The 20,444-nt window shown below is 46.4% G+C and carries 18 protein-coding genes; 5 read left to right on the forward strand and 13 right to left on the reverse strand.

The window, feature by feature from the left end:
• Positions 1-110 precede the first annotated feature (110 nt).
• The 5 genes from GM173_RS13385 to gpmI form a co-directional block, all read right to left on the reverse strand.
• Positions 111-2,090 (reverse strand): glycosyl hydrolase family 18 protein, encoded by a 1,980-nt coding sequence (locus GM173_RS13385; protein WP_239078525.1) that lies wholly within the window; start codon positions 2,088-2,090, stop codon positions 111-113.
• 616 nt (positions 2,091-2,706) lie between these two features.
• Positions 2,707-3,261, reverse strand: coding sequence for a hypothetical protein (locus tag GM173_RS13390; protein ID WP_203571890.1), 555 nt, complete (start codon positions 3,259-3,261; stop codon positions 2,707-2,709).
• A gap of 249 nt (positions 3,262-3,510) precedes the next feature.
• Positions 3,511-4,959, reverse strand: coding sequence for a S41 family peptidase (locus tag GM173_RS13395; RefSeq protein ID WP_203571891.1), 1,449 nt, complete (start codon positions 4,957-4,959; stop codon positions 3,511-3,513).
• Positions 4,960-5,008: 49 nt separating this feature from the next.
• Positions 5,009-6,367 (reverse strand): murein hydrolase activator EnvC family protein, encoded by a 1,359-nt coding sequence (locus GM173_RS13400; protein WP_203571892.1) that lies wholly within the window; start codon positions 6,365-6,367, stop codon positions 5,009-5,011.
• A 121-nt stretch (positions 6,368-6,488) separates the two neighbouring features.
• Positions 6,489-8,021, reverse strand: coding sequence for a 2,3-bisphosphoglycerate-independent phosphoglycerate mutase (gpmI, locus tag GM173_RS13405; RefSeq protein WP_203571893.1), 1,533 nt, complete (start codon positions 8,019-8,021; stop codon positions 6,489-6,491).
• 192 nt (positions 8,022-8,213) lie between these two features.
• Between gpmI and GM173_RS13410 the strand changes: the two genes are divergently transcribed.
• Positions 8,214-8,519, forward strand: coding sequence for an ArsR/SmtB family transcription factor (locus tag GM173_RS13410; protein ID WP_239078526.1), 306 nt, complete (start codon positions 8,214-8,216; stop codon positions 8,517-8,519).
• A 47-nt stretch (positions 8,520-8,566) separates the two neighbouring features.
• Here GM173_RS13410 and GM173_RS13415 read toward each other — a convergent pair whose 3' ends face one another.
• Genes GM173_RS13415 through cutA form a run of 3 tightly spaced genes read right to left on the reverse strand, consistent with a single transcriptional unit; the run spans position 8,567 to position 10,922 of the window.
• Positions 8,567-9,037, reverse strand: a complete 471-nt coding sequence (locus tag GM173_RS13415; RefSeq protein ID WP_203571894.1) for a TlpA family protein disulfide reductase — start codon at positions 9,035-9,037, stop codon at positions 8,567-8,569.
• Positions 9,034-10,587 (reverse strand): protein-disulfide reductase DsbD, encoded by a 1,554-nt coding sequence (dsbD, locus tag GM173_RS13420; RefSeq protein WP_203571895.1) that lies wholly within the window; start codon positions 10,585-10,587, stop codon positions 9,034-9,036. The genes GM173_RS13415 and dsbD overlap by 4 nt, the downstream gene beginning before the upstream one ends.
• The gene (cutA, locus tag GM173_RS13425) at positions 10,584-10,922 is read right to left on the reverse strand and encodes a divalent-cation tolerance protein CutA (protein WP_203571896.1); all 339 of its coding nucleotides are present in this window, start codon (positions 10,920-10,922) and stop codon (positions 10,584-10,586) included. The genes dsbD and cutA overlap by 4 nt, the downstream gene beginning before the upstream one ends.
• On the opposite strand from cutA, the gene GM173_RS13430 reads away from it, so the two are divergent.
• Positions 10,921-11,334 (forward strand): FxsA family protein, encoded by a 414-nt coding sequence (locus GM173_RS13430; protein ID WP_203571897.1) that lies wholly within the window; start codon positions 10,921-10,923, stop codon positions 11,332-11,334. The genes cutA and GM173_RS13430 overlap by 2 nt on opposite strands.
• Positions 11,335-11,352: 18 nt before the next feature.
• On the opposite strand, the gene GM173_RS13435 is transcribed toward GM173_RS13430, so the two are convergent.
• Genes GM173_RS13435 through GM173_RS13450 form a run of 4 tightly spaced genes read right to left on the reverse strand, consistent with a single transcriptional unit; the run spans position 11,353 to position 13,771 of the window.
• Positions 11,353-11,646, reverse strand: coding sequence for a DUF167 domain-containing protein (locus tag GM173_RS13435; RefSeq protein ID WP_203571898.1), 294 nt, complete (start codon positions 11,644-11,646; stop codon positions 11,353-11,355).
• A complete protein-coding gene (locus GM173_RS13440) occupies positions 11,646-12,233 on the reverse strand; it encodes a YggT family protein (RefSeq protein ID WP_203571899.1) in 588 nt (195 codons plus the stop codon). The genes GM173_RS13435 and GM173_RS13440 overlap by 1 nt, the downstream gene beginning before the upstream one ends.
• Positions 12,234-12,248: 15 nt before the next feature.
• Positions 12,249-13,064: a pyrroline-5-carboxylate reductase gene (gene proC / locus GM173_RS13445; protein ID WP_203571900.1), complete on the reverse strand. Its 816-nt coding sequence runs from the start codon at positions 13,062-13,064 to the stop codon at positions 12,249-12,251.
• Positions 13,061-13,771 (reverse strand): YggS family pyridoxal phosphate-dependent enzyme, encoded by a 711-nt coding sequence (locus GM173_RS13450; RefSeq protein WP_203571901.1) that lies wholly within the window; start codon positions 13,769-13,771, stop codon positions 13,061-13,063. Before GM173_RS13450 ends, proC begins: the two co-directional genes overlap by 4 nt.
• Before the next feature lie 90 nt (positions 13,772-13,861).
• Here GM173_RS13450 and GM173_RS13455 point away from each other — a divergent pair, with 90 nt between their 5' ends.
• From GM173_RS13455 to GM173_RS13465, 3 genes are all read left to right on the forward strand, one after another.
• Positions 13,862-14,905, forward strand: a complete 1,044-nt coding sequence (locus GM173_RS13455) for a type IV pilus twitching motility protein PilT (protein WP_203571902.1) — start codon at positions 13,862-13,864, stop codon at positions 14,903-14,905.
• Between the two features lie 11 nt (positions 14,906-14,916).
• Positions 14,917-16,053: a PilT/PilU family type 4a pilus ATPase gene (locus GM173_RS13460; protein WP_275412355.1), complete on the forward strand. Its 1,137-nt coding sequence runs from the start codon at positions 14,917-14,919 to the stop codon at positions 16,051-16,053.
• Positions 16,054-16,242: 189 nt separating this feature from the next.
• Positions 16,243-18,282, forward strand: coding sequence for a type IV pilus assembly protein FimV (locus GM173_RS13465; RefSeq protein WP_444542502.1), 2,040 nt, complete (start codon positions 16,243-16,245; stop codon positions 18,280-18,282).
• Positions 18,283-18,493: 211 nt separating this feature from the next.
• Here the strand turns inward: GM173_RS13465 and GM173_RS13470 are convergent, their stop codons facing one another.
• Positions 18,494-20,377: a methyl-accepting chemotaxis protein gene (locus tag GM173_RS13470; protein ID WP_203571904.1), complete on the reverse strand. Its 1,884-nt coding sequence runs from the start codon at positions 20,375-20,377 to the stop codon at positions 18,494-18,496.
• Positions 20,378-20,444 lie beyond the last annotated feature (67 nt).

The following is a 20,444-nucleotide window of genomic DNA, read 5'->3' on the forward strand; positions in this document are numbered from 1 at the left end:
GAGATCGCGGAGAGTGCTGTCGTCTTGAGCGAGCCAGTGCAAGAAAAAGCCCCAACACTGATGTGTTGGGGCTTTGTGAGACTAGCCATTACTGCGTCAGGTTTGCTCTATTACTTGCGAGCAGCGCCCATTGCTTTAGTGAGGGTTGCATTGCTGTCGTCACCATCGAGAGACCAGCTAAATACACCACCCAAGCCGCGGTCTTTACCGTACTGAACTTTAGTGCCGATCACTTCTGGTGTGTCATAAGACCAGAAAGTAGTGCCGTCAAATTTGTACGATTGTTTCGTTACAGGGTGAACATACACAGTGCCTGGGGCATTTTTCAGTACTTTGTAGTCTTCGATACCTGCTTCGTAAGTACCACCCGCGGCTTTCGATGCTGCTTGGTATAGACCGTTATTGGCATTGGTCACACCAGTCCAGCCACGACCATATTTAGGTACACCCAGAACCAGTTTCTTCGGATTCACACCGGCGTTGATCAGTTGTGAAACTGCATCATCAGTGTTGTAGAACGAAACTAGACTGCGATCGCCGTAGCAAGTGTCGCCAGCTTTGCCGCTGCACTTGTAGCTTGGGTTGCTTGGATCTGCGTATAGATGCGATTGGAAGTCAGTCGGACCTTGTGCATTCCAGCCACCGTTGTAGTCGTAGCTCATCATGTTGATCCAGTTGAGGTAACGGCTGTACTCGCGTGGTTCAGTCATATCGATCTTGTCTTTACCTACCCCGATTGCTACGGTCAACAGATACTCTTTGTTGTTTGCCGCAGCCAACTCATCGATCTGTTTGCGGAACTCAGCCAACAGTAAAGTGAAGTTTTTCTTATCATCTGGCGATACGGTGTTGTACGGCTGACCGATTACACCTGGGAATTCCCAGTCAATATCGATACCGTCGAAGATGTTGGCAGCAGAGCCAGGGCCACCACGACCGTCAAACACTGGCAAATTGCCCTTCAGATAAATGTCAATACAAGAGCTCACCAGCTGTTTACGTAATGCATCTGTTTTGGCTGCATTAGAGAACCATTTCGACCAAGTCCAGCCACCCAGAGAAATGAACAATTTCGTGTTTGGATATTTTTTCTTGTACGCTTGCAATTCGCGGAAGTTACCAGCGAGTTTGTCGTCCCATTTGATTGCATCGGATGCATCAACACGGCGTTTTGCCGTCAAGCCAAAGTCTGCCCACGCATCGCCGCCAGTGCCGGCATCTGGAGCGTTCGGGTTAGTTGCACCTGGTTCAAGTTTGTTGATAATGCCGCATTCGTAGCCACCATTTTTTTGATAGATATTGCCGAATGCGTAGTTAATGAAGGTCAAGTGCGGAGCCGCACCAGAAGTAATGATGTCAGCTACTTGGTAATCACGACCGTATACACCCCATTGCGTGAAGTACGAACCTACTTGTGCGCTAGTTGGCGCTGGCACTTCTTGGCCTGGCGCTAATGTTGGCACTGCGGTTGGTTTTACTGTTGGTGTAACAACTGCAGTTGGTGTAGGAGTCGCGCCCACTGGTGTTGGCGTTGGTGTGGCACCAACTGGTGTCGCAGTTGGGGTTGCAGTTACAGTGCTGCTGCAGTCACCAACGTATTTCCATGGACCCCATTGGTCAGTTGTTGATGGTGTATTGCCTTGAGTCCACCAATTTGCCGTGAATTTTTTGCCATTGTAAGCAACAGTTGCGCCGCCGTTATAGGCAGTGGCCGAATTCCAAGCTGCTACCGTGCCACATGATGGTGGAGGTGCAATCGGAGTTGCAGATGGCGGCATTGGCAATGTTGGATTTGGGGTCACAACCGGCGCAGTGGTTGGTGTCGCAGTCGGTGCTGTGGTTGGTACAGGTGTAGCGACCGAACCTGATACTACTTTCCATAGTGTTGGCGTTGAAGCAGGATTCCAGTTCGCACCCACGTAAGCAGTATGCGTCACCAAGGCTTGATAGTCTTGACCTGAATACGACACTACGGCGCCAGCATTATAAGTCGTACCTTCTTTCCAAGCGTCTGCAGCATATGAAAAGCTAGCTACGGCCATCATGGCAGCAGGGATTGCAGCTACGGCAAAACGATTAAAGTGTGACATGCGGATCTCCATCCTATTTGTTTGGTTTTGGCATTTAATTGGTACTACGTTTGATGCCCGATACTGTCAATTAATTGAAAGTATTGTTCTTCTCTTCACTGTTTATGATGCAGCTCAGTCGTTGCTGAACTGTCGTTGTCGTTATTTATTTCTAAAATAAATCGGCTGTCAATACTTTTTTTTTCCTAGATTCGCTAGTGACGAAAGGCTGATTTTGTACTGTAAAGAAAACTACAAATAACTGATTTTTCTTTTTTGTGCGGTGCAATAAAATCTGTTGTATGTGTGCTTTTTACAATGTTTCTTTGTCTGATTGACTAATGCTGCAGTGCAATATTAGGGTTTGTTGATGTAGCAATAAAATATTGAGCATGTAGTTTTCTCGACGAAAACTACAGCTAAAAAATGTGTTTTTCATGCACCTGTGATTGATATCACAATCGCTTTTTCTTATCAGGTTTCTGCATAATTTCTTTATTTTTACTTATTTTGTAAATTTTTCTGGCGTAATTTAGTTGCGGATTGCTGGGTATGAATTATTTATGCTTGTCAGAAAGTGGTATTAGCATGCTAAGACTTGTGTTTGGGGTTATTCATGATTTAATCCAATCCATGTTTAGCTTTGCTGTGTGAGTGGTTGCCAAATTTGAATTTCGATGTACAGCTCGAAGTCGTATTCCCAATATCGCTCATAGGGAACGAGATGGTCATTGTTGGGCAGTCCAAACTGGCGCACTAATTCTGTAAGCTCATTGAGTAAAAATACTTTTTCAAAATAAGGTTTGTCAGTGCGGCTTAGTGCAATAAAACTGTCGGGAAATGTGAAGGAGGTCGTGAGCGGATTGAGATCGCTTAGATCGATAGTGAGTGCTTGATGGTGACGATTGAGATTTTTAAACCATTCTGATGCTCCCAAGATCAAATAGTTTGGGTGCTCGATTTGGGGTTGGCCGCCGCGCTCGATAAAAAGCGCCCGTAGCCGTTGTTCGACGAGTTTGCGTTTTTGAATATAGTCACGACCATAGCGACGGCGATAATCAGGATCGGACTGGTGCCGATTTAAGAGCGCTAAAAAATGTGGATCTTCTCCGCCAAGGGGGAGTTCAGATAAGCTTTTAAATGGACCATATTCTGGCAAATAGTAATGCGTAGCAAAATTCGGTATTTTCATGTTTGATATTTGCTTGTTTTGTATTGTAAAGATTTAGTGTTTAAAAGTTGTAAAATTACAACGATAGGTGGGGATGAAGCGCGTAATATAGCGTTTATGGAATGCGACTTGAACACGCTACCAGACGAGAGCTCCACCCGATGCCCCATCCTGAACAATGGGGCATTTTTACGTCTAATGAATTAGCAACTATCTGATGCCGAAAAAAAACGCCGCCCGATTGGGCGGCGTTGATGTGGTGAGTAACTATTACTTCAAATTAGGCTTCTCTTTGTTGAGCATCAACTGCTGAACCTTGAGAACGCTTAAGGCCTGTTGCAGTTGATAATCCGATTTAGAAACTAACTCCCGTGGATTTTCTTCTGATTCAGTTTCACTTGCGTTGGTTTTTGCTGGTTTTTTCGCTTCGACCTTCGCTGGTGTTGGCACTGGTGTAACTTTGCCGGCATTTTTATCCGTTGGGTTATCTAAATGTTTCCCCAAATCGGCTTCACGCATACGGAATGGGCTTTCCTCTTTGTTACTGAGGGTGGCGTCTTCCACGATGATGTCGGGGGTAATGCCCTTAGCCTGAATTGATCTGCCTGCTGGCGTGAAATACCTTGCTGTTGTTAGTTTTAGTGCGCTTTTTTCGTCAATCGGTAGGATGGTTTGCACCGAGCCTTTGCCAAAAGTTTGCGTTCCCACCACGAGCGCACGCTTGTGGTCTTGCAAAGCACCGGCTACGATTTCAGACGCTGATGCCGAGCCACTATTAACGAGTACAACTAAAGGTACCGTTTTGACTTCAGGCGGCAGATTTTTGAAAAAGTCTTTCTTGCTATCGCGCTGATAGAATTGTGGGCTGGCGGTGAGCTTGATTTTAGAATCAGCAACACGGCCTTCGGTGTAGACCACTAAGGCATCTTTGGGTAAAAACGCGGCAGACACGCCAACGGCACCATCGAGTAAGCCGCCCGGATCATTACGCAAATCAAGCACAATCCCTTTGAGAGGCGCTTTGTTTTCTTTGTACAGTGCTTCAATCGCTTCGCCGAGTTTTTCCGATGTATGCTCTTGGAACTGAGTCACACGAATATAACCATAGCCGGGTTCCGCGAGCTTGTATTTCACTGATTGAACTTTAATGATGGCGCGTTTGAGTGTCACAATAATTGGCTTGCCTTCGCCTTTGCGAAGTAGCGTCAAGGTGACGGGCTCGCCAACCTTGCCGCGCATTTTGGAAACCGCTTCATTCAGCGACATACCTTGGACTTGTACATCACCAATTTTAACGATGAAGTCACCTGCTTTAATGCCTGCGCGGTAAGCGGGTGTATCTTCGATCGGTGATACCACGCGAACTAAGCCGTCTTCCATATTGACTTCGATACCAAGACCGCCAAATTCACCTTGGGTGTTGACTTTGAGCTCTTTAAAAGCCTCTTCGTCTAAATAAGTCGAGTGTGGATCTAGGCCTGATACCATGCCTTTGATCGCTTCACTAATCAGTTTCTTATCATCGACTGGTTCTACATAGCTTTGTTTGATGACGCCAAATACCGTTGAGAAAGCACGTAGCTCATCAATCGGCAGCGGGTTGTTCGCTACTTCTTTATTTGCTGTTGCATTAAAAGACAAGCTAATGGCGATACCAAGCCCAGCGCCGGCAGCAATTAGGCTGACTTTTTTCCAGCGACTGTAGGGTTTATTCGACATTCGTATATTCCTATTGGTAATCGTTAAGGTTCAGCATGAACTCATTCAGTTATCTTACCCAAGCGGCCGGATCAAGTGGGCGGCTATTTTGGCGTATTTCAAAGTATACGCCGGAATCAGCCATTCCGCCGCTATTCCCTGCGTTGGCAATCGTGTCGCCTGCTTTGACTGAATCGCCTACGCGTTTTAAGAGACTTTCGTTGGATCCGTATAGACTCATATAGCCATTGCCATGGTCAATGATCATCAGGTTACCAAAGCCGCGTAGCCAATCGGCAAATACAATCCGACCCGATCCAACAGCGTGAACTGGCTCACCTGTGTTTGTGCGGATAAATAGCCCTTTCCACGTGCCACCTTCGCCGCGTGGCGTGCCAAATCGGCCAATGATTTCACCCTTTGCAGGTAGGCGCATTTTACCTTTCAAAGCAGCAAAATTAACCCCCGCTTGGCTTGAATCGGGAACGGTATTATTGACGTCCCCTTGGCTTTGCGATGCTGTCGCGTTTTCTTTCGGTTCAGGTGGTGCCGAAGGAATGGGTTTTCCTGCTGTTTTTGCTGCCTGTTCCAGTTGAGCTTGGCGCGAGGCTCGCTCGGCTTTCGCTTGTGCTGCGGCTCGTTTTTCTGTTTCTTGCTTTTGTTTGGCTGCCGCGCGTGCACGTGCTGCTTCTTGTTGTTTAATGATCGCGTTAAGGCGATCAATCAATTGGGTAATTCGTTTCTCATCCGCCGCGAGTTTTTGAATCTGATTGCGCTGACTATTGATGGTTTGTGATAGTTGGCTGACGAGTTCTTTTTTCTCTTGTTGTTGTGAAACGAGTTCTTGGCGTTGTCGCTGCTTGTTGCGAGCGATTTCTTGCAGTTCTTCGTTTTTTTCTCGAATGGCATCCGCGAGCAAATTGAGTTCACTTAACTGGCTTTCTAGTTGTTTGGCGAGAGCTTGTTGTGATTGGGCGATGTAGCGGTAGTAGCTTAAATCACGACTAGCTTGGCCGGGGTCTTTTTGATTGAGCAATAAGCGCCACGCTTCCGTATTGCCAGTTTTATAGCGACTTTTGAGCAATTCGCTCAGTTGTTTTTGACTGGTTTGAATGTTTTTACGCGTATTGCTGATGTCTTGATTGAGGCGCGCTAATTCCGCGGCGGTGAGTTGGCGTTCGTTGGCTAATTCATTGAGAACGCGATTGGCTTCTGAAATCGAACTTTCGGCATTCTTCAATGCATCAGCGGCTTCAGAGCGATTGGATTCGTTGGCGACAAGGTCTTTTTGCAATTGCTTGATTTGCCCGCGCAATTCTTGTAGTTCAGCTTGCTTGGCTTCCGGTGCGCTAGCGGGATTAATTTTGGGCGCCGCAAACGCAGTGCTAACAGCGCTGGTGGCAATAATAAAGAGTAGTCGTTGCAGCACTGAATCGACTCGAGTAAATAATGATCAGAAGCGATACTGTACTCGATTCATTGCAACGACTAAACCCTTAGTCGTATTTGCGGGCTGATTCCGAATCAATCAGCCCGCATTTGGTACTTTTTTACAAAAACTTAATCAGTGATTTGCCGGTCATTTCCGCTGGTTGTGGTATGCCCATCATGGCTAATAGTGATGGTGCGATATCTTGCAGGGCACCGCCCGGTGCCAAGCGAGCTTCACGACCGATGTAGCAGAATGGCACCAAATCCGTTGTGTGTTGCGTATGTGCTTGCCCCGAGTCTTTGTCGAACATCATTTCGCAATTGCCATGATCGGCGGTGATGATCACTTCACCGCCAATTGCCAATTGCGCAGCAACGACTTTACCTACGCATTCATCGAGCGTTTCAACTGCTTTGACTGCCGCTTCAAAAATACCACTGTGTCCGACCATATCGCCGTTGGCGTAATTACAGATAATCGCCGCGTACTGTTGGCTTTCGATGGCGGCAATGAGTTTGTCGGTGACTTCATGCGCAGACATTTCAGGTTTTAAGTCGTAAGTCGCGACCTTGGGTGATGGCACTAAGATGCGGTCTTCACCGGCGAATTCTTTTTCTTCGCCGCCGGATAGGAAATACGTTACATGCGGGTATTTCTCGGTTTCGGCAATTCGCAATTGCTTCAGGCCCAAATTGGCAATGTATTCACCAAAGCTATTTTGTACTTTGGGCTTGGTGTAGGCGACGGGGTGATTGTAGGCCGAGCCGTAATCGGTGGCGGTGCAGAAGTAGCCAAATGCGGGCTGGCGTTGTGGGTGTTCAAAGCCTTTAAAGTCGCTGGCGGTGAGTGCGCTGGTGAGCTGACGTGCGCGGTCGGCACGGAAATTCATGAACACTACGGCATCACCGTCCGCCATTTGCGTTGGTTCACCAATCACAGTGGCCGATACGAATTCGTCGTTCTCATCGCGTTTGTACGCGTCTTCCAAGCCTTCAATCGCGGTTGCAGCGCTGTATAGTCCGATACCATCTACGATTAATTTGTAAGCGGGTTCTACACGTTCCCAGCGAGTGTCGCGATCCATTGCCCAGTAGCGACCAACGATGCCAACGATTTTCGCTCCATTTGCATCGCAAATGGCTTGCAGTCTATCAATATATAGTTTGGCGCTGCGCGGAGGTGTGTCACGGCCATCAAGAAAAGCATGGACGCGAATATCGGCAACGCCTGCTTCGTGGGCGGCTTTAATCAAACCAAAGACGTGGCTTTCATGGCAGTGCACGCCACCGTCTGACATCAAGCCCATGATGTGTAGGGCTTTATTGTTGTTTTTGGCTGTATCAATGGCGGCTTTTAGGACTGGATTGTCTTTGAGAGTATTGTCTGCCACATCGCAATCAATGCGGCTGATGTCTTGTTGCACGATACGACCTGCACCGATGTTGAGGTGCCCCACTTCTGAATTACCAAATTGACCAGCTGGTAGGCCGACAAATTGCTCCGAGGCGTTTATCGTTGTGAATGGATATTGTGTGAAAAGGCGGTCGAAATGATGCTTGCGAGCGTGTAAAATGGCATTGTCATTGCCACCGGTGCGGTAGCCAAATCCGTCCAAAATTAATAGCAATACAGGCGTGATTTTTTGCGACATTTCTTGATCCTTGGGTCGAAAATAGAAAGTGATGATTGCGTGTTCCGCAATTTAATCGGGGTGTACAGTTGGAATCAATATCAATTATGGGTAGTATTCTAACCTATGCCGCTATTATGCCGTGTTCGCGTTAGTCTTTTTGCTGATTGAAAGCAGAAAAAATATAATTAGATTTGAAGAAAGATAAGAGACATGATGGATTCTATTGCATTAATGGACGACGAGCACATCGACCAGGCTTCACGCGCGATGAAGGCAATGTCACACCCGTTACGTTTAAAAATTTTGTGCGTGCTGGCAGACCAAGAAGTGAGCGTGCAAGACATCGTTGAACGTGTTGGCACGACCCAATCCAATATTTCCCAGCATTTGGCGTTGATGCGCGAAAAAGGCGTGTTGCGAACGCGTAAGGATGCGAATCGTGTCTACTATCGAGTTGGCGATCAGCGCACATTAGAAGTGGTCGCAATGATGCGGGATGTATTTTGCGGCTTTTAGGGTATTTAAACGCAGCCTTTGTTTGATAATGGCTGCGCTCATATACCTCACTTGGTTAGCGCTTTGAGCTGGCCGTCTAATTTTTCCTTGCTCAGCCTTCCCAATTCCTTTGCAATCTGATTGCCCTTGGCGTCGTAAATCACGGTAAAGGGTAGGCCTCCCTGCACATTCCCTTGCGCGCGCATCAATGTCATGGCGTTATTGCCGCCGATCAAGATCGGGAAATTAACTTTGTACTGTTTAACAAACACGCTCACAGGCTGGACTTCGTCGATGGCAATGCCAATAAACTGAACTTTGCCTTGGTATTTTTTCTGTAATTCGACCAATTCCGGCATTTCTTGGCGGCAAGGTCCGCACCATGTGGCCCAATAATTCACCACGATCGGTTTGCCTTGCCATTGCTTCATAGCCTGCGGTTTGCCGCTTAGATCAGGAAAGCTGGCGGCCATAAAATCGGCGGCTAGTGCGATTTGGCTGGTAGCGATCAGGCTGATCGCGAGGATGAGCTGTCTCATGGTTGTGCCTTGATTTGTTCAAGTGTTTGCAAAAACTCGCTTGGCTTTTGAAAGCCAATCACGCGAGGCTTTAGTTCTTGCCCATTCGGGCTATAGAAAATCAGCGCAGGTGGGCCGTAGAGGCCATAGCGAGCGAGTAGCGCTGCATCGTCGCTACTATTTTTAGTAACATCCAAGCGAATTAGCACGACATCTGTTAATTCATTTTGCACGGTTTTGTCGCTTAGCGTTTCACGCTCAAATTCAATACAGGCTACGCACCAGTCGGCATAAAAATCGAGCATAACGGTTTTGCCGCGAGCCGCTAGTAGTGCTTGATCCAGTTGCGCGCTTGAGCTGACGGTTTGGAAGCTGAGTTCGTGTTGTATTGGCGCAAAGTGGGGTGCCCAGAGTGGACGCGATACCCAAACCGCCATCGCTAATAATACAACCCCAAAAAACAGCTTGATGCCGTGCATCACGCGCCCAGATAGGCGCGGCAAAATGGTCGAGCCAAACGCACCAATCAATAACAGTGGTAGGCCTAAGCCAAGTGCCATTACATATAAGGCGGTGCCACCCAGTACCAAATCGCCTGTTTTGCCCAAGTAGGCGAGGGCTGCGGCCAGCGGTGGGGCGATGCAAGGGCCAACCAAGAGTGCTGATAATAGCCCCATTACAAATACAGAGAGCCAGCGGCCGCCGGGTAGGCGATTAGCCAAATTATTGATGAAATTGTGCGGGCCTTGTGGCAGTTGCAAATGAAATACGCCGAGCATCGCGAGTGCCATCAGGACAAAAAATAATGCGAACGCGGCAATGACCCATGGTTGCTGCAGGGCGACGACCAATAAAGTGCCAGTAGCAGCCGCAGTGATGCCGAGCACTGTATATGCGAGCGCCATCCCTTGGACATAGACAAAAGTTAAACCAAAGGCTTGCCAGCGTTTCGGTTTGACTGCTTTGGCGTTATGTCCAATCACGATGCCCGATACAATCGGGATCAGTGGATACATGCAGGCGGTGAGCGCAAGGCCAATTCCGGCCAAAAAAAACACGCCAAGCGTGCCGAAAAAACCGCCAGAAAAATAATCGGGTTCACTCGTAGTCTGTGGGTTTGGTGGGGCACTTGCACCAAATAGATCTTTGAGCTGATTGCCTGAGGTATTTTTACCAACTTGTAATTGTTGTGTCTGTGGTGGGTAGCAAATCCCCGCATCGGCACAACCTTGGTATTTGAAGGTGATCACTTGATTGGCCGGAACGGCTGTTTTGAATTTAAGTTGAATCTCAACGTCGTGTCCGTAAACTTCGACTTTGCCAAAGCTTGGATCGTCTTTGATTTTGCCTTTTGGGAATACCGCTTCGATGGTTTGTCCGGCCGCCGAAAAACTCATCCGGTCGCGATACAGGTAATAATTGGGTGCCACGCTAAAATGAGCGACCAAAGTTTGTTCGTTGAGTTGAGTTAACTGCGGAACAAATGCTTTTTCTGGCGGTAAAAATTGGGTTTCAGCCTGTGCGCTGAAGGTGATTAGGCAAAATAGTAGCCAGCTTAAAAAACGGTTCATGCTTTGGTCTCAATCGTTTCCGCTTGCACCCAAGCTAGGTAGCTGGGCAAGCCATAGGTCACAGGAAGTGCGATAATCTCAGGAATTGTATAAGGATGGTGGGTTTGTAGCCAGCCTTCTAATTTTGGATATGCAGTGACGCTGGTTTTGATCATCAATGGAACTTCATTGGCGCTTTCAAGCCTATCTTCCCAATGGTAGATAGATTGCACAGCGGGTAAAACGTTCACACACGCAGCGAGTTTTTCTTTGACTAGGCCTGAGGCTAGCGCAGTGGCGGTAGTTTGATCAGGACAGTTGCACCACACGATTAATATTTCAGTTGGAGTTGTCATGCCTTACCTTTTGTTTGGATTATTGTTGGCCTACCCATTTGCCGAGGTGATGTCATTAATATGGCTGGCAGATGCCATTGGTACCGCTTGGACCGTAGTTTGGATGGTGGCCTCATTTGCGTGTGGCGTTTTGATGTTGCGGCATAGTCGGCTCGCCGTTGGGCTTAAATTGATGAACGATATGCGTTCGGGCCAAGTCGGCGTGAATAGTTTGTTTGGCATTGCGCGTTACTTTGTTGCGGCCATTTTGCTGATTATTCCTGGTTTAATCAGCGATGTGATTGCTTTGGTGTTGTTACTACCATGGAAAAGCAAATCGAATTTGGGTCAAACCAAGGTAGATGACGGCATCATCGATGCCGAATATCGCCGTGTTGACCCTATTGATGAAACACCTCGCATCGAGCGCTAGTGGGTATTGCTTGCTAGGCTATGCAGGGTTTAGCTTTTCTGGTGATACCTTGCTGCCTGTAATGGTGAAAACTTTGTTTTGGGTGTTTTCACCACTCAGCAGTCCTACTTGCTGTGGCCGAACGCCAAATTGATCGGCCAACCAAGTCACTAAGCATAAATTCATTTTGCTGCTCACTGGCGGCGTTGCGACACGAATTTTGAGCGCATCACCGTAGTAGCCCAGACATTCAGTTTTCTTACCGCTAGCCTGAACGTGAATCCGTAAAGTTAAACTAGCGCCATTTTGAGTAAACCAACGATTGTGAGCCATTACGCAGATACCACGACTTGTTGCAAAATAAAGGGCTCCATTTGGGCGACAAACACATTCAGTAATAGCTGAATGATCAGAATCAAAATAAATGGAGTAATGTCGACGCCACCAATCGGATGAATGACCTTTTGAATCGGGCGTAAAAAGGGAGCCGTTAATCCAGAAACGATGGGCATAAATGGATTGTACGGTGACAGCCAGCTCATTAAGGCCTGACCAATTACCGCAGCAAATAACAGGTACAAGGACATTTTGAACAGCTCAAGCGTCGCAATTAATATCAGCGCCAGAATCGACTCAGCCGACATAAAGTTGAACGGCCAAGGGCTAATCGCTAGCAGCATTGCGTGCATCGTCAGCGCGCAGAGCCAAGCCAGTATCATGCTGGTGCTGTCATAACCCTTGAACGGCGGAATCAAGCGGCGTGTTGGTAGTACGATCCAATTAGTGAGTGCCAGCACGAACTGACCGAGTGGATGGCGAAATGACACTTTGGCGGCTTGAAAATAAAAGCGCGCCAATAGCAATAAAATAAAAAAATCTAAAATATTGCGCAGCAAAAAATCGAATACGCTGGTCAACATAGTGCGTCCTCTTGATTATTCGGTATCACGACCCAGTTCGTCGCCTAACTCACGGGAACGGGCGGCGGCAGCCGATGCTGCGGCGATAATTGTTGAGCGTACTTGGCTAGTTTCAAGCGCCTTAATCGCGCGCTCGGTGGTGCCGCCTTTAGAGGTCACTTTGACTTGCAAGGTTCCTGCGTCGTCATCACTATTTATGGCTAATTTTACTGCGCCAGCAAAAGTCTGATAGGCCAGCTTTTGTGCAATGTCGGCATTAAAGCCTTGGGCTTTGGCTGCGGCTTGTAGCGCTTCCATAAAGTAAAAGACATAGGCCGGGCCGCTACCTGAAATCGCCGTAATGCCGTCGATTTGGCTTTCATCATCGACCCAAACTTGCTCACCAATCGAGGCTAAAATACGCTCTGTGAGTGCCTTATCATCGCTTGTTACTTCTGCTGCTGCATAGACGCCGGAAATGCCAGCTTGCACCAGCGCAGGGGTATTGGGCATCACGCGGATAATCCGCTCATAGCCATTGAGCCATTTAGAAATAGTTTCGGCGCGTATCCCAGCGGCAATTGAAATCACTAGCGCATCGTTCACTTGCGGCAGAATTTGCGCGGCGACAGCGCGAAATTGCTGGGGTTTGATCGCAAATACAATCACTTGGCTGGCGGGGATACGTTCCTCCGGCGCGCTGGTGCTGATGCCATATTGCGCGCTAAGCTCAGCGCGTTTGCCAGTGTCTGGCTCTACGACATGAATGTCTTTGCCGGTAAAGCCTTGCGTTAACATGCCGCCAATCATGGCCGCTGCCATATTGCCGCCGCCGATATAGGTAATTTTCATGGTGCAGTATTTCCTGGTGGATAAGTTCTTGCGCCAAAAATAGCGCTACCAATGCGAACTAAAGTGGATCCGGATGCAATTGCGAGTTCTAAATCCGCCGACATGCCCATTGAAAGGGTGTCTAGTGCAAAGCCTTGACTGTTGAGTTGTTCTTTGAGTTTCACTAATGTGGCAAATTGCGTTGTTAACCGACTGGCATTATCAGTGGCTTCGGGTATACACATCAAGCCACGAATTTTGAGCTCAGGCAATTGACTGACTTGTTGCGCCAAGTCGAGTAATTCATTTGGTGCGACGCCAGACTTGCTATCTTCACCAGAAACGTTGACTTGAAGGCAAATATTGAGCTGCGGCATATCGCTCGGGCGCTGTTTTGCGAGCCGTTCAGCGATTTTGAAGCGATCAATAGTATGCACCCATGCCGCGTTTTCAGCGACTAAGCGAGTTTTATTACTTTGTAATGGGCCAATAAAGTGCCATTCTAAATCGGTACAATCGCTTAGCTCTTGTTGTTTGCTTGCTAACTCTTGTGCGTAGTTTTCTCCGAATGCACGCTGGCCATGCTGATAAAGCGTGCGGATGTCCTGACTTGGGAAAGTTTTACTGACCGCTAACAGGGTAACTTCATTATCATTGCGCGATGCAGTTGTGCATGCAGCGTGAATCCTCGCTTGTACGTCTTGCAATGCAGTAAATATCGTTGCCATAATGAACACAATCACTCAAGGGCCAATACGCCCTTTATTTCAATTAGGGCTAGCTTGAGGCCTTTAGATGGATAAGAGGAAGAATTATAAATGGAAATCTCAGAACTCTTAGCCTTTTCGGTAAAGAATAAAGCATCCGACTTACATCTTTCCGCAGGCTTGCCGCCAATGATTCGTGTGCACGGAGATGTGCGCCGTATTAATTTACCTGCGATGGAGCATAAAGACGTACACGATATGGTGTACGACATTATGAATGATGGCCAGCGTAAAATTTACGAAGACACGCTAGAGTGCGATTTTTCATTTGAAATCCCTAATCTTGCGCGTTTCCGTGTAAATGCTTTTGTACAAAATCGCGGCGCTGGTGCGGTATTTCGGACGATTCCTTCTAAAGTACTTTCTTTGGAAGACTTAGGTGCTCCTAAAGTATTCCAAGATATTGCACAAAATCCGCGTGGCTTGGTGTTAGTGACCGGCCCGACTGGTTCGGGTAAGTCAACTACCTTGGCCGCAATGATTAATTTCATTAATGATAACGATTATGGTCATATCTTGACGGTTGAAGACCCAATTGAATTTGTGCACCAATCAAAAAAATGTTTGATTAATCAGCGTGAAGTGGGACCGCACACGATGTCATTTTCGAACGCGTTGCGTAGTGCTTTGCGTGAAGACCCTGATGTAATTTTGGTGGGAGAAATGCGTGATTTGGAAACCATCCGTCTAGCGCTGACCGCCGCAGAAACGGGGCATTTGGTGTTTGGTACGTTACATACCACATCCGCAGCCAAAACGATTGACCGTGTGGTTGACGTATTCCCTGCGGCAGAGAAAGAGATGGTGCGATCTATGTTATCAGAGTCATTGCGTGCTGTGATTTCACAAACTTTGTTGAAAACAAAGGATGGACAAGGTCGTGTTGCTGCGCATGAAATTATGATTGGTATTCCGGCGATTCGAAATTTGATTCGCGAAAATAAAATTGCGCAAATGTATTCATCCATTCAAACTGGCTCGCAATATGGGATGCAAACACTAGATCAGTGTTTACAAAATTTGGTGCAACGAAATATTGTTTCAATTGCTGATGCGCGTAGTAAAGCTGCAATACCTGATAATTTTAAAGGCTAAGAGTTTGCATCATGGAAAAAGAACAAGCCGCAAAATTTATGCATGATTTGTTGCGCCACATGCGCGGCAAAAATGCTTCGGACTTATTTATTACAGTCGATTTTCCGCCAGCAATGAAAATTGATGGCCGAGTCACGCCTGTTTCAAACCAGCAATTGACTGCACAACACACTAAAGAATTAGCTCGTGCGATTATGAATGATCGCCAAGCTGAAGATTTTGAAGCGAATAAAGAATGTAACTTTGCGATTAGCCCAGGCACGATGGGGCGTTTTCGTGTAAACGCTTTTATGCAGCAAGGTCGGGTTGGTATGGTGTTGCGGACGATTAATTCTGAAATTCCAAAACTGGATGATCTGAATCTGCCGCCAGTTCTGCGTGATATTGCGATGACAAAGCGGGGGTTGGTGATTTTTGTTGGTGGAACGGGCTCTGGTAAATCGACTTCTTTGGCTGCGATGATTGGTCATCGAAATGAACATGCTTACGATCACATCATCACCATTGAAGATCCAATTGAGTATGTACACGAGCATAAAAATTCGATCATTACTCAACGTGAAGTTGGCGTTGATACTGATTCTTGGATGGCCGCATTAAAAAACACCTTGCGACAAGCTCCAGATGTGATTTTGATCGGTGAAATTCGCGACCGTGAAACGATGGACTATGCAATTGCTTTTGCTGAAACGGGGCATTTATGTATGGCAACCTTGCATGCTAACTCGTCGAATCAAGCATTAGATCGGATTATTAACTTTTTTCCTGAAGAGCGACGCTCACAGCTTCTGATGGATCTGTCTCTGAATTTGAAAGCATTTGTTTCTCAGCGGTTGGTTCCACATTTATCAGGAAAAGGACGTGTTGCTGCCGTTGAGGTAATGCTTAATTCACCATTAATCTCGGAGTTGATCTTTAAAGGTGAGGTACACGAGATCAAAGAAATTATGAAGAAATCTCGTGAATTGGGTATGCAGACATTCGATCAATCGCTATTTGATTTGTTTGAAGCAAATCGAATTAGTTATGAAGATGCTCTTCGCAATGCGGATTCGGTAAATGACTTGCGTTTGCAAATCAAACTGAATGGGACTGAATCTAAAAATAGAGATGTTTTATCTGGGCTCGATCATCTCGATATTGTGTAATTTTTAGATGTTGAAACTGTATTTTTTTATGGCTTTTTGAATTTTAAAGCTGTTTTTTGGAACTATAATTTGGATAGCGTAAGTTATTTAAAATAAATAATGATAAGAAAATGGCCCCATTTGATGTTTGATTCTCGCCTGCTTGCCGTTATCGTTTTGAGTTTGCTAATGGTAAATTCGGGCGCGGCAATGCTGGGTGAAATACGCGTTCATTCTGCGCTTGGTGAGAGATTCGATGCGAGTATCCCTGTCGCAGCAACCAATGATGAAGATATCAATAGCAATTGTTTTCGTTTAGTTAGCCCGCATGATAATGCAGAGATCAATTCATTGCGTCGAGCTAAATTGACGTTTCAGCACGATGGTGATGGTGGCCGCCTGTTGATTAATGGATTTGATACCCAGCAAGAGCCTGTAGTGAATGTGTCTGTGCGTGTAAAGTGCCCAGGTGAAGAAGATCGCGTCTTTCAGCGTGACTATAGAGTGCTACTTGATCCTAGAGAGTATATTGCCTCGCAAGGTCGTCGCCCTAGCGATATTATGGCCGGTAGCAACAAGCAGAATCGCCGTAATTTGCCTCGACTTGGTACCGCTTGGTTGACTGAAGAGGGAGATTCTGTTGCCAGCATTGCCCGCAGATATTATCCGAATGATGAGAAGTTGCGCGCAAGATTGATTGAGGCGATCTATGATTTAAATCCTGATTTACCCCAAGGGACTTCGGTGCGTCTTGGCGGCGATTGGCGTTTGCAGTTGCCTCCTCCTTTGTCTAGTCCTGCCGTTGTTAGCCAGCCTGCTCGAGTACAGGCAATGACCCCGCAAGAGGCTCAGCCTAGGCTGACTTTAGATGCGGTTCCTTCTGCGAGTGAACTGCCTCGTGCTAGTTTAACGCAACCTAATGGAGAGTTTCGTCTTCGCCTGTCTGTGCCCAGTCTCGATTTAAATCAGAAAAATTCGCTAAGTCCTGAGGAAACATTACGGTTACGGGAACGCTTGTTGTCTTTGGAAAGTGATGAACAGGCCTCGCAAATGTTGCAGCTTAAGTATCAGATTGCGCAATTAGAAAAACAATTAGAAAGTTTTAAAGCCAGCGCAGTTGAAGCGTCGCCTTTGCGAGTTGAAAATCAAAGACAGGCAAGTAGTTACTTTTCTTTATCATGGCTGTACGTGGTCGCCCTAATTATTGTTGTCGTTGCGCTTGTATTGTGGCGTCGATATGTTTTGCAACGCCAAGCTCAAGAAGAGCCTTATTCGATGCTTGGCATCTCAACAATGCATGTCAATCCATATGGTTCAGCGCCGACTCCACGCTCTTCAACGAACTTTCATAGCCAGTTTATGCCTCGGACTGGTGGTTTTGTTGATGATGAAGTCGCTATTCCTGTGCGAAATATTGATGATCAAGAATGGCATGATGAAGATGTTGATGTATTTTCACCAAATTCGGTGGCTGAAGAGGCTCAATTATTAATTGATCATGGACTCACTAAACAGGCGATCAATCTATTAATGCATGAGGTTGCTGAACGCCCAACGTCGTTGGCGCTTTGGATGAAGCTATTTGATGTGTTCCAACAAAATAATATGGTTGAATTGTTTCAAGAACGCGCCGTTGCATTCCGGTTACAGTTTTCTAGTGAAACACTTTGGCAACAAGTTCAAGCTTTAGGGTTGCAAATTGATCCGAGCAATCCATTGTATCAATCTCTGGATGTGATGTCTGATTTAGCTTCAGTGTCAGAGACTGCTCAGGTCGAGATTGTTGAGCGTAATTTGAGCGCCGGGTTGTACAATGCGGCTGGGTTTGAGCTTCATGATGGAGGGGCAGAGAGTCATGACGTACAAGCAAAACAAGATCTTGAGTTTGAGATTGATTTTTCTCCGTTGCAAGAACAAGCACTAGATGCCGATAACTCGGAGCAGGTTTTTATTGCTTCAATCCCCGATTCTTTTGAATTGAGCGAAGAGGTTGCGTCAATTAGTCAATCTTTAAAATCTGAAAGCCCTTTGGATCGTGAAGTTCAGAGCATGTCTAGGCCTGTAATTCAAGAAGGGGACTTTGTTTCAGATGATGAAGTATTGAAAAATATTGCCCAATTGATCTGCAATGGCCAACGGAGAGAGGCGTTTGAACATCTGGAGGTGCTGCTGTACAAAGGCACTATGCCGCAACGTTTAACTGCATCTAAGTGGCTGGATAAATTGCTGAGTAAGTACGGAAAACTTTAAATCAGCGTGCTTGCTAATTCATTTTTCCTAGTAAGTTGTCTTGCAATTTCTCGTATTAGTCTTTGTGAAGCTTAATAAAGCGTAAGAAAGAAGCGTAAGTGATGTTAACTAAACTGACTTCGTTTGAGTGTAGATTAGAACTTTGTCAGATGTTTTAAAGAACAAAGCCAGTGAAGTTGTCACTGGCTTTGTTCTTTTTAGATGATGGGATTTAAAGTTTAAAATTACCAAATAGTTGCCTTAGGAATACGGCCAAATCATTGAGTTGATGTACTGCACCGGTTGCTCTGTGCAGGGCAGCATCTGATTGCTGCATTTGGTTAGTGATGTTTTCAGCACTTTGCGCCATTGCCGTTGTAGCATCTTGTTGCTCTTTGGTTGAGTGTGCAATTTCGCCAATTTTGATCATCACGGTATGCATATTTTCACGAATGTGGGCAATTTTTTCGGCTGCAGATTCAGAGAGCGTAACGCCGCTTTGCACGGTGGTAATCGTCGACTGCATGTTGGCAACAGCAGCATCCGTTTCATTGCGTATGCCATCGATCATGCCCGTAATTTCAACTGTGGCATGACCAGTCCGCTCTGCTAATTTACGAACTTCATCTGCCACAACTGCAAATCCACGGCCTTGTTCACCTGCTCGAGCCGCTTCAATCGCCGCGTTCAGCGCCAATAAATTGGTTTGGTCGGCAATTTCTTTGATTACTCGGATAATTCCGCTAATTTCCTGCGAGCGTTGATTAAGACTATTTAAGAGACTCGCTAAGCCTTCTACTTCCGCCGCTGATTGACTCACTTCTTTAGCTACTTCACGGACAGTTGAAGCCGATTCTCCAGAGAGTGCACCTGTACTCGTCACTAACTGATTGGCGTCATTTGAGTTGTCTGCAATGTGGCTGATGCTGACGGTGATTTCTTCAATCGTTGCGGCATTCGAAGCCGCCAAGTCTGATAGTAGTGCAGAGTCATTCGCCAGTTGTTGTAGCACGCTATTGATATCGGTTACACCGTGAGTGAGGTTCTCTGTTTCTTTACGGATATCAATAAACATCGTGCGAAGTTGGCCTGTAAATTGATTAAAAGCCATCGCCATTTGCGCGATTTCATCATTGCCTTGGATGTTTAGCGTACGCGTCAAGTCTCCACCACCACTGGCAATCTGCTGCATGCGATCACGCATTACACGCAGGTTCACCAGCATTTTGCTTACTAACATACTCGCGATTGGGATAAGTACTACCAACAGGCCAATCAAGGCGACTAACGCAATTATCAGCAGTTGATTGAGCGGCGCAAGTGCGACTGCCTTATCAATAACAAACATCAGATACATGTCAGAGCCTTCAATCGGCTGAATGTAGACAAGTCGAGATTTATCATCGATTTGTATCGTGTTAAGTGATTTCTCACTGGCGTATTTGGCAAGTAAGTCAACAGATAAATCAGGGCTGATTTCGTTAATTGGTTTTTGGATATACGCTTGATTTTTGTGCACAAGTACTTTGCCATCTTTACCGAGTAAGATCGCATAGCCTTCGCCTGTGAGTTTGATATTGAGAACATCTTTTACAATATCATCAAGCATAATATCGGTGCCGACCACGCCTAGCAGCGTTCCGTTTGCTTCAACTGGCGACGCGAACGACATAGTGAGGCGTTTACTACCTGCATCAACATAGGGGGCCGTTAGGATGGTGCGTTTTTCTGCGACGGCTTGTTGGTACCAAGGTCGGCTTGTTGGATCGTAGCCTGCTGGTAATCCAAGCTCTCGGCTAGTAATCATTTGCTTATCGGCTTTGCCAAAGTAAGCCGAATCAAACTTGGCACTTTTTGCGCCTTGAACTAAAGGCGGCATTGGGTCAGCGGCTGTGCTGAGTGCTGTCGCCATGGCGCCAACAATCATCTTGTGACTAGAAACCCAGTCGCGTAGCGTCACATTATTGCCTGTTGCGGTGGCGACAACTTCACTATGCAACGAGTCAATCATGACGCCTCGCATCTTGAAGTAACCACCCAATGAAATTAAACCTACGGTGATGAGCAGCAAGAGGGCAATAAAAGCAATTAACTTATTGCGTAGAGAACTAAACATGGCGTGCCTCGATAATGTCTTTAGACGTGAAATCAGAATAGATCTTATCGGCAATAAAAAACAAATC

It is taken from the genome of Deefgea chitinilytica, assembly GCF_016881405.1.
GTDB classification, from domain to species: Bacteria; Pseudomonadota; Gammaproteobacteria; order Burkholderiales; family Chitinibacteraceae; genus Deefgea; species Deefgea chitinilytica.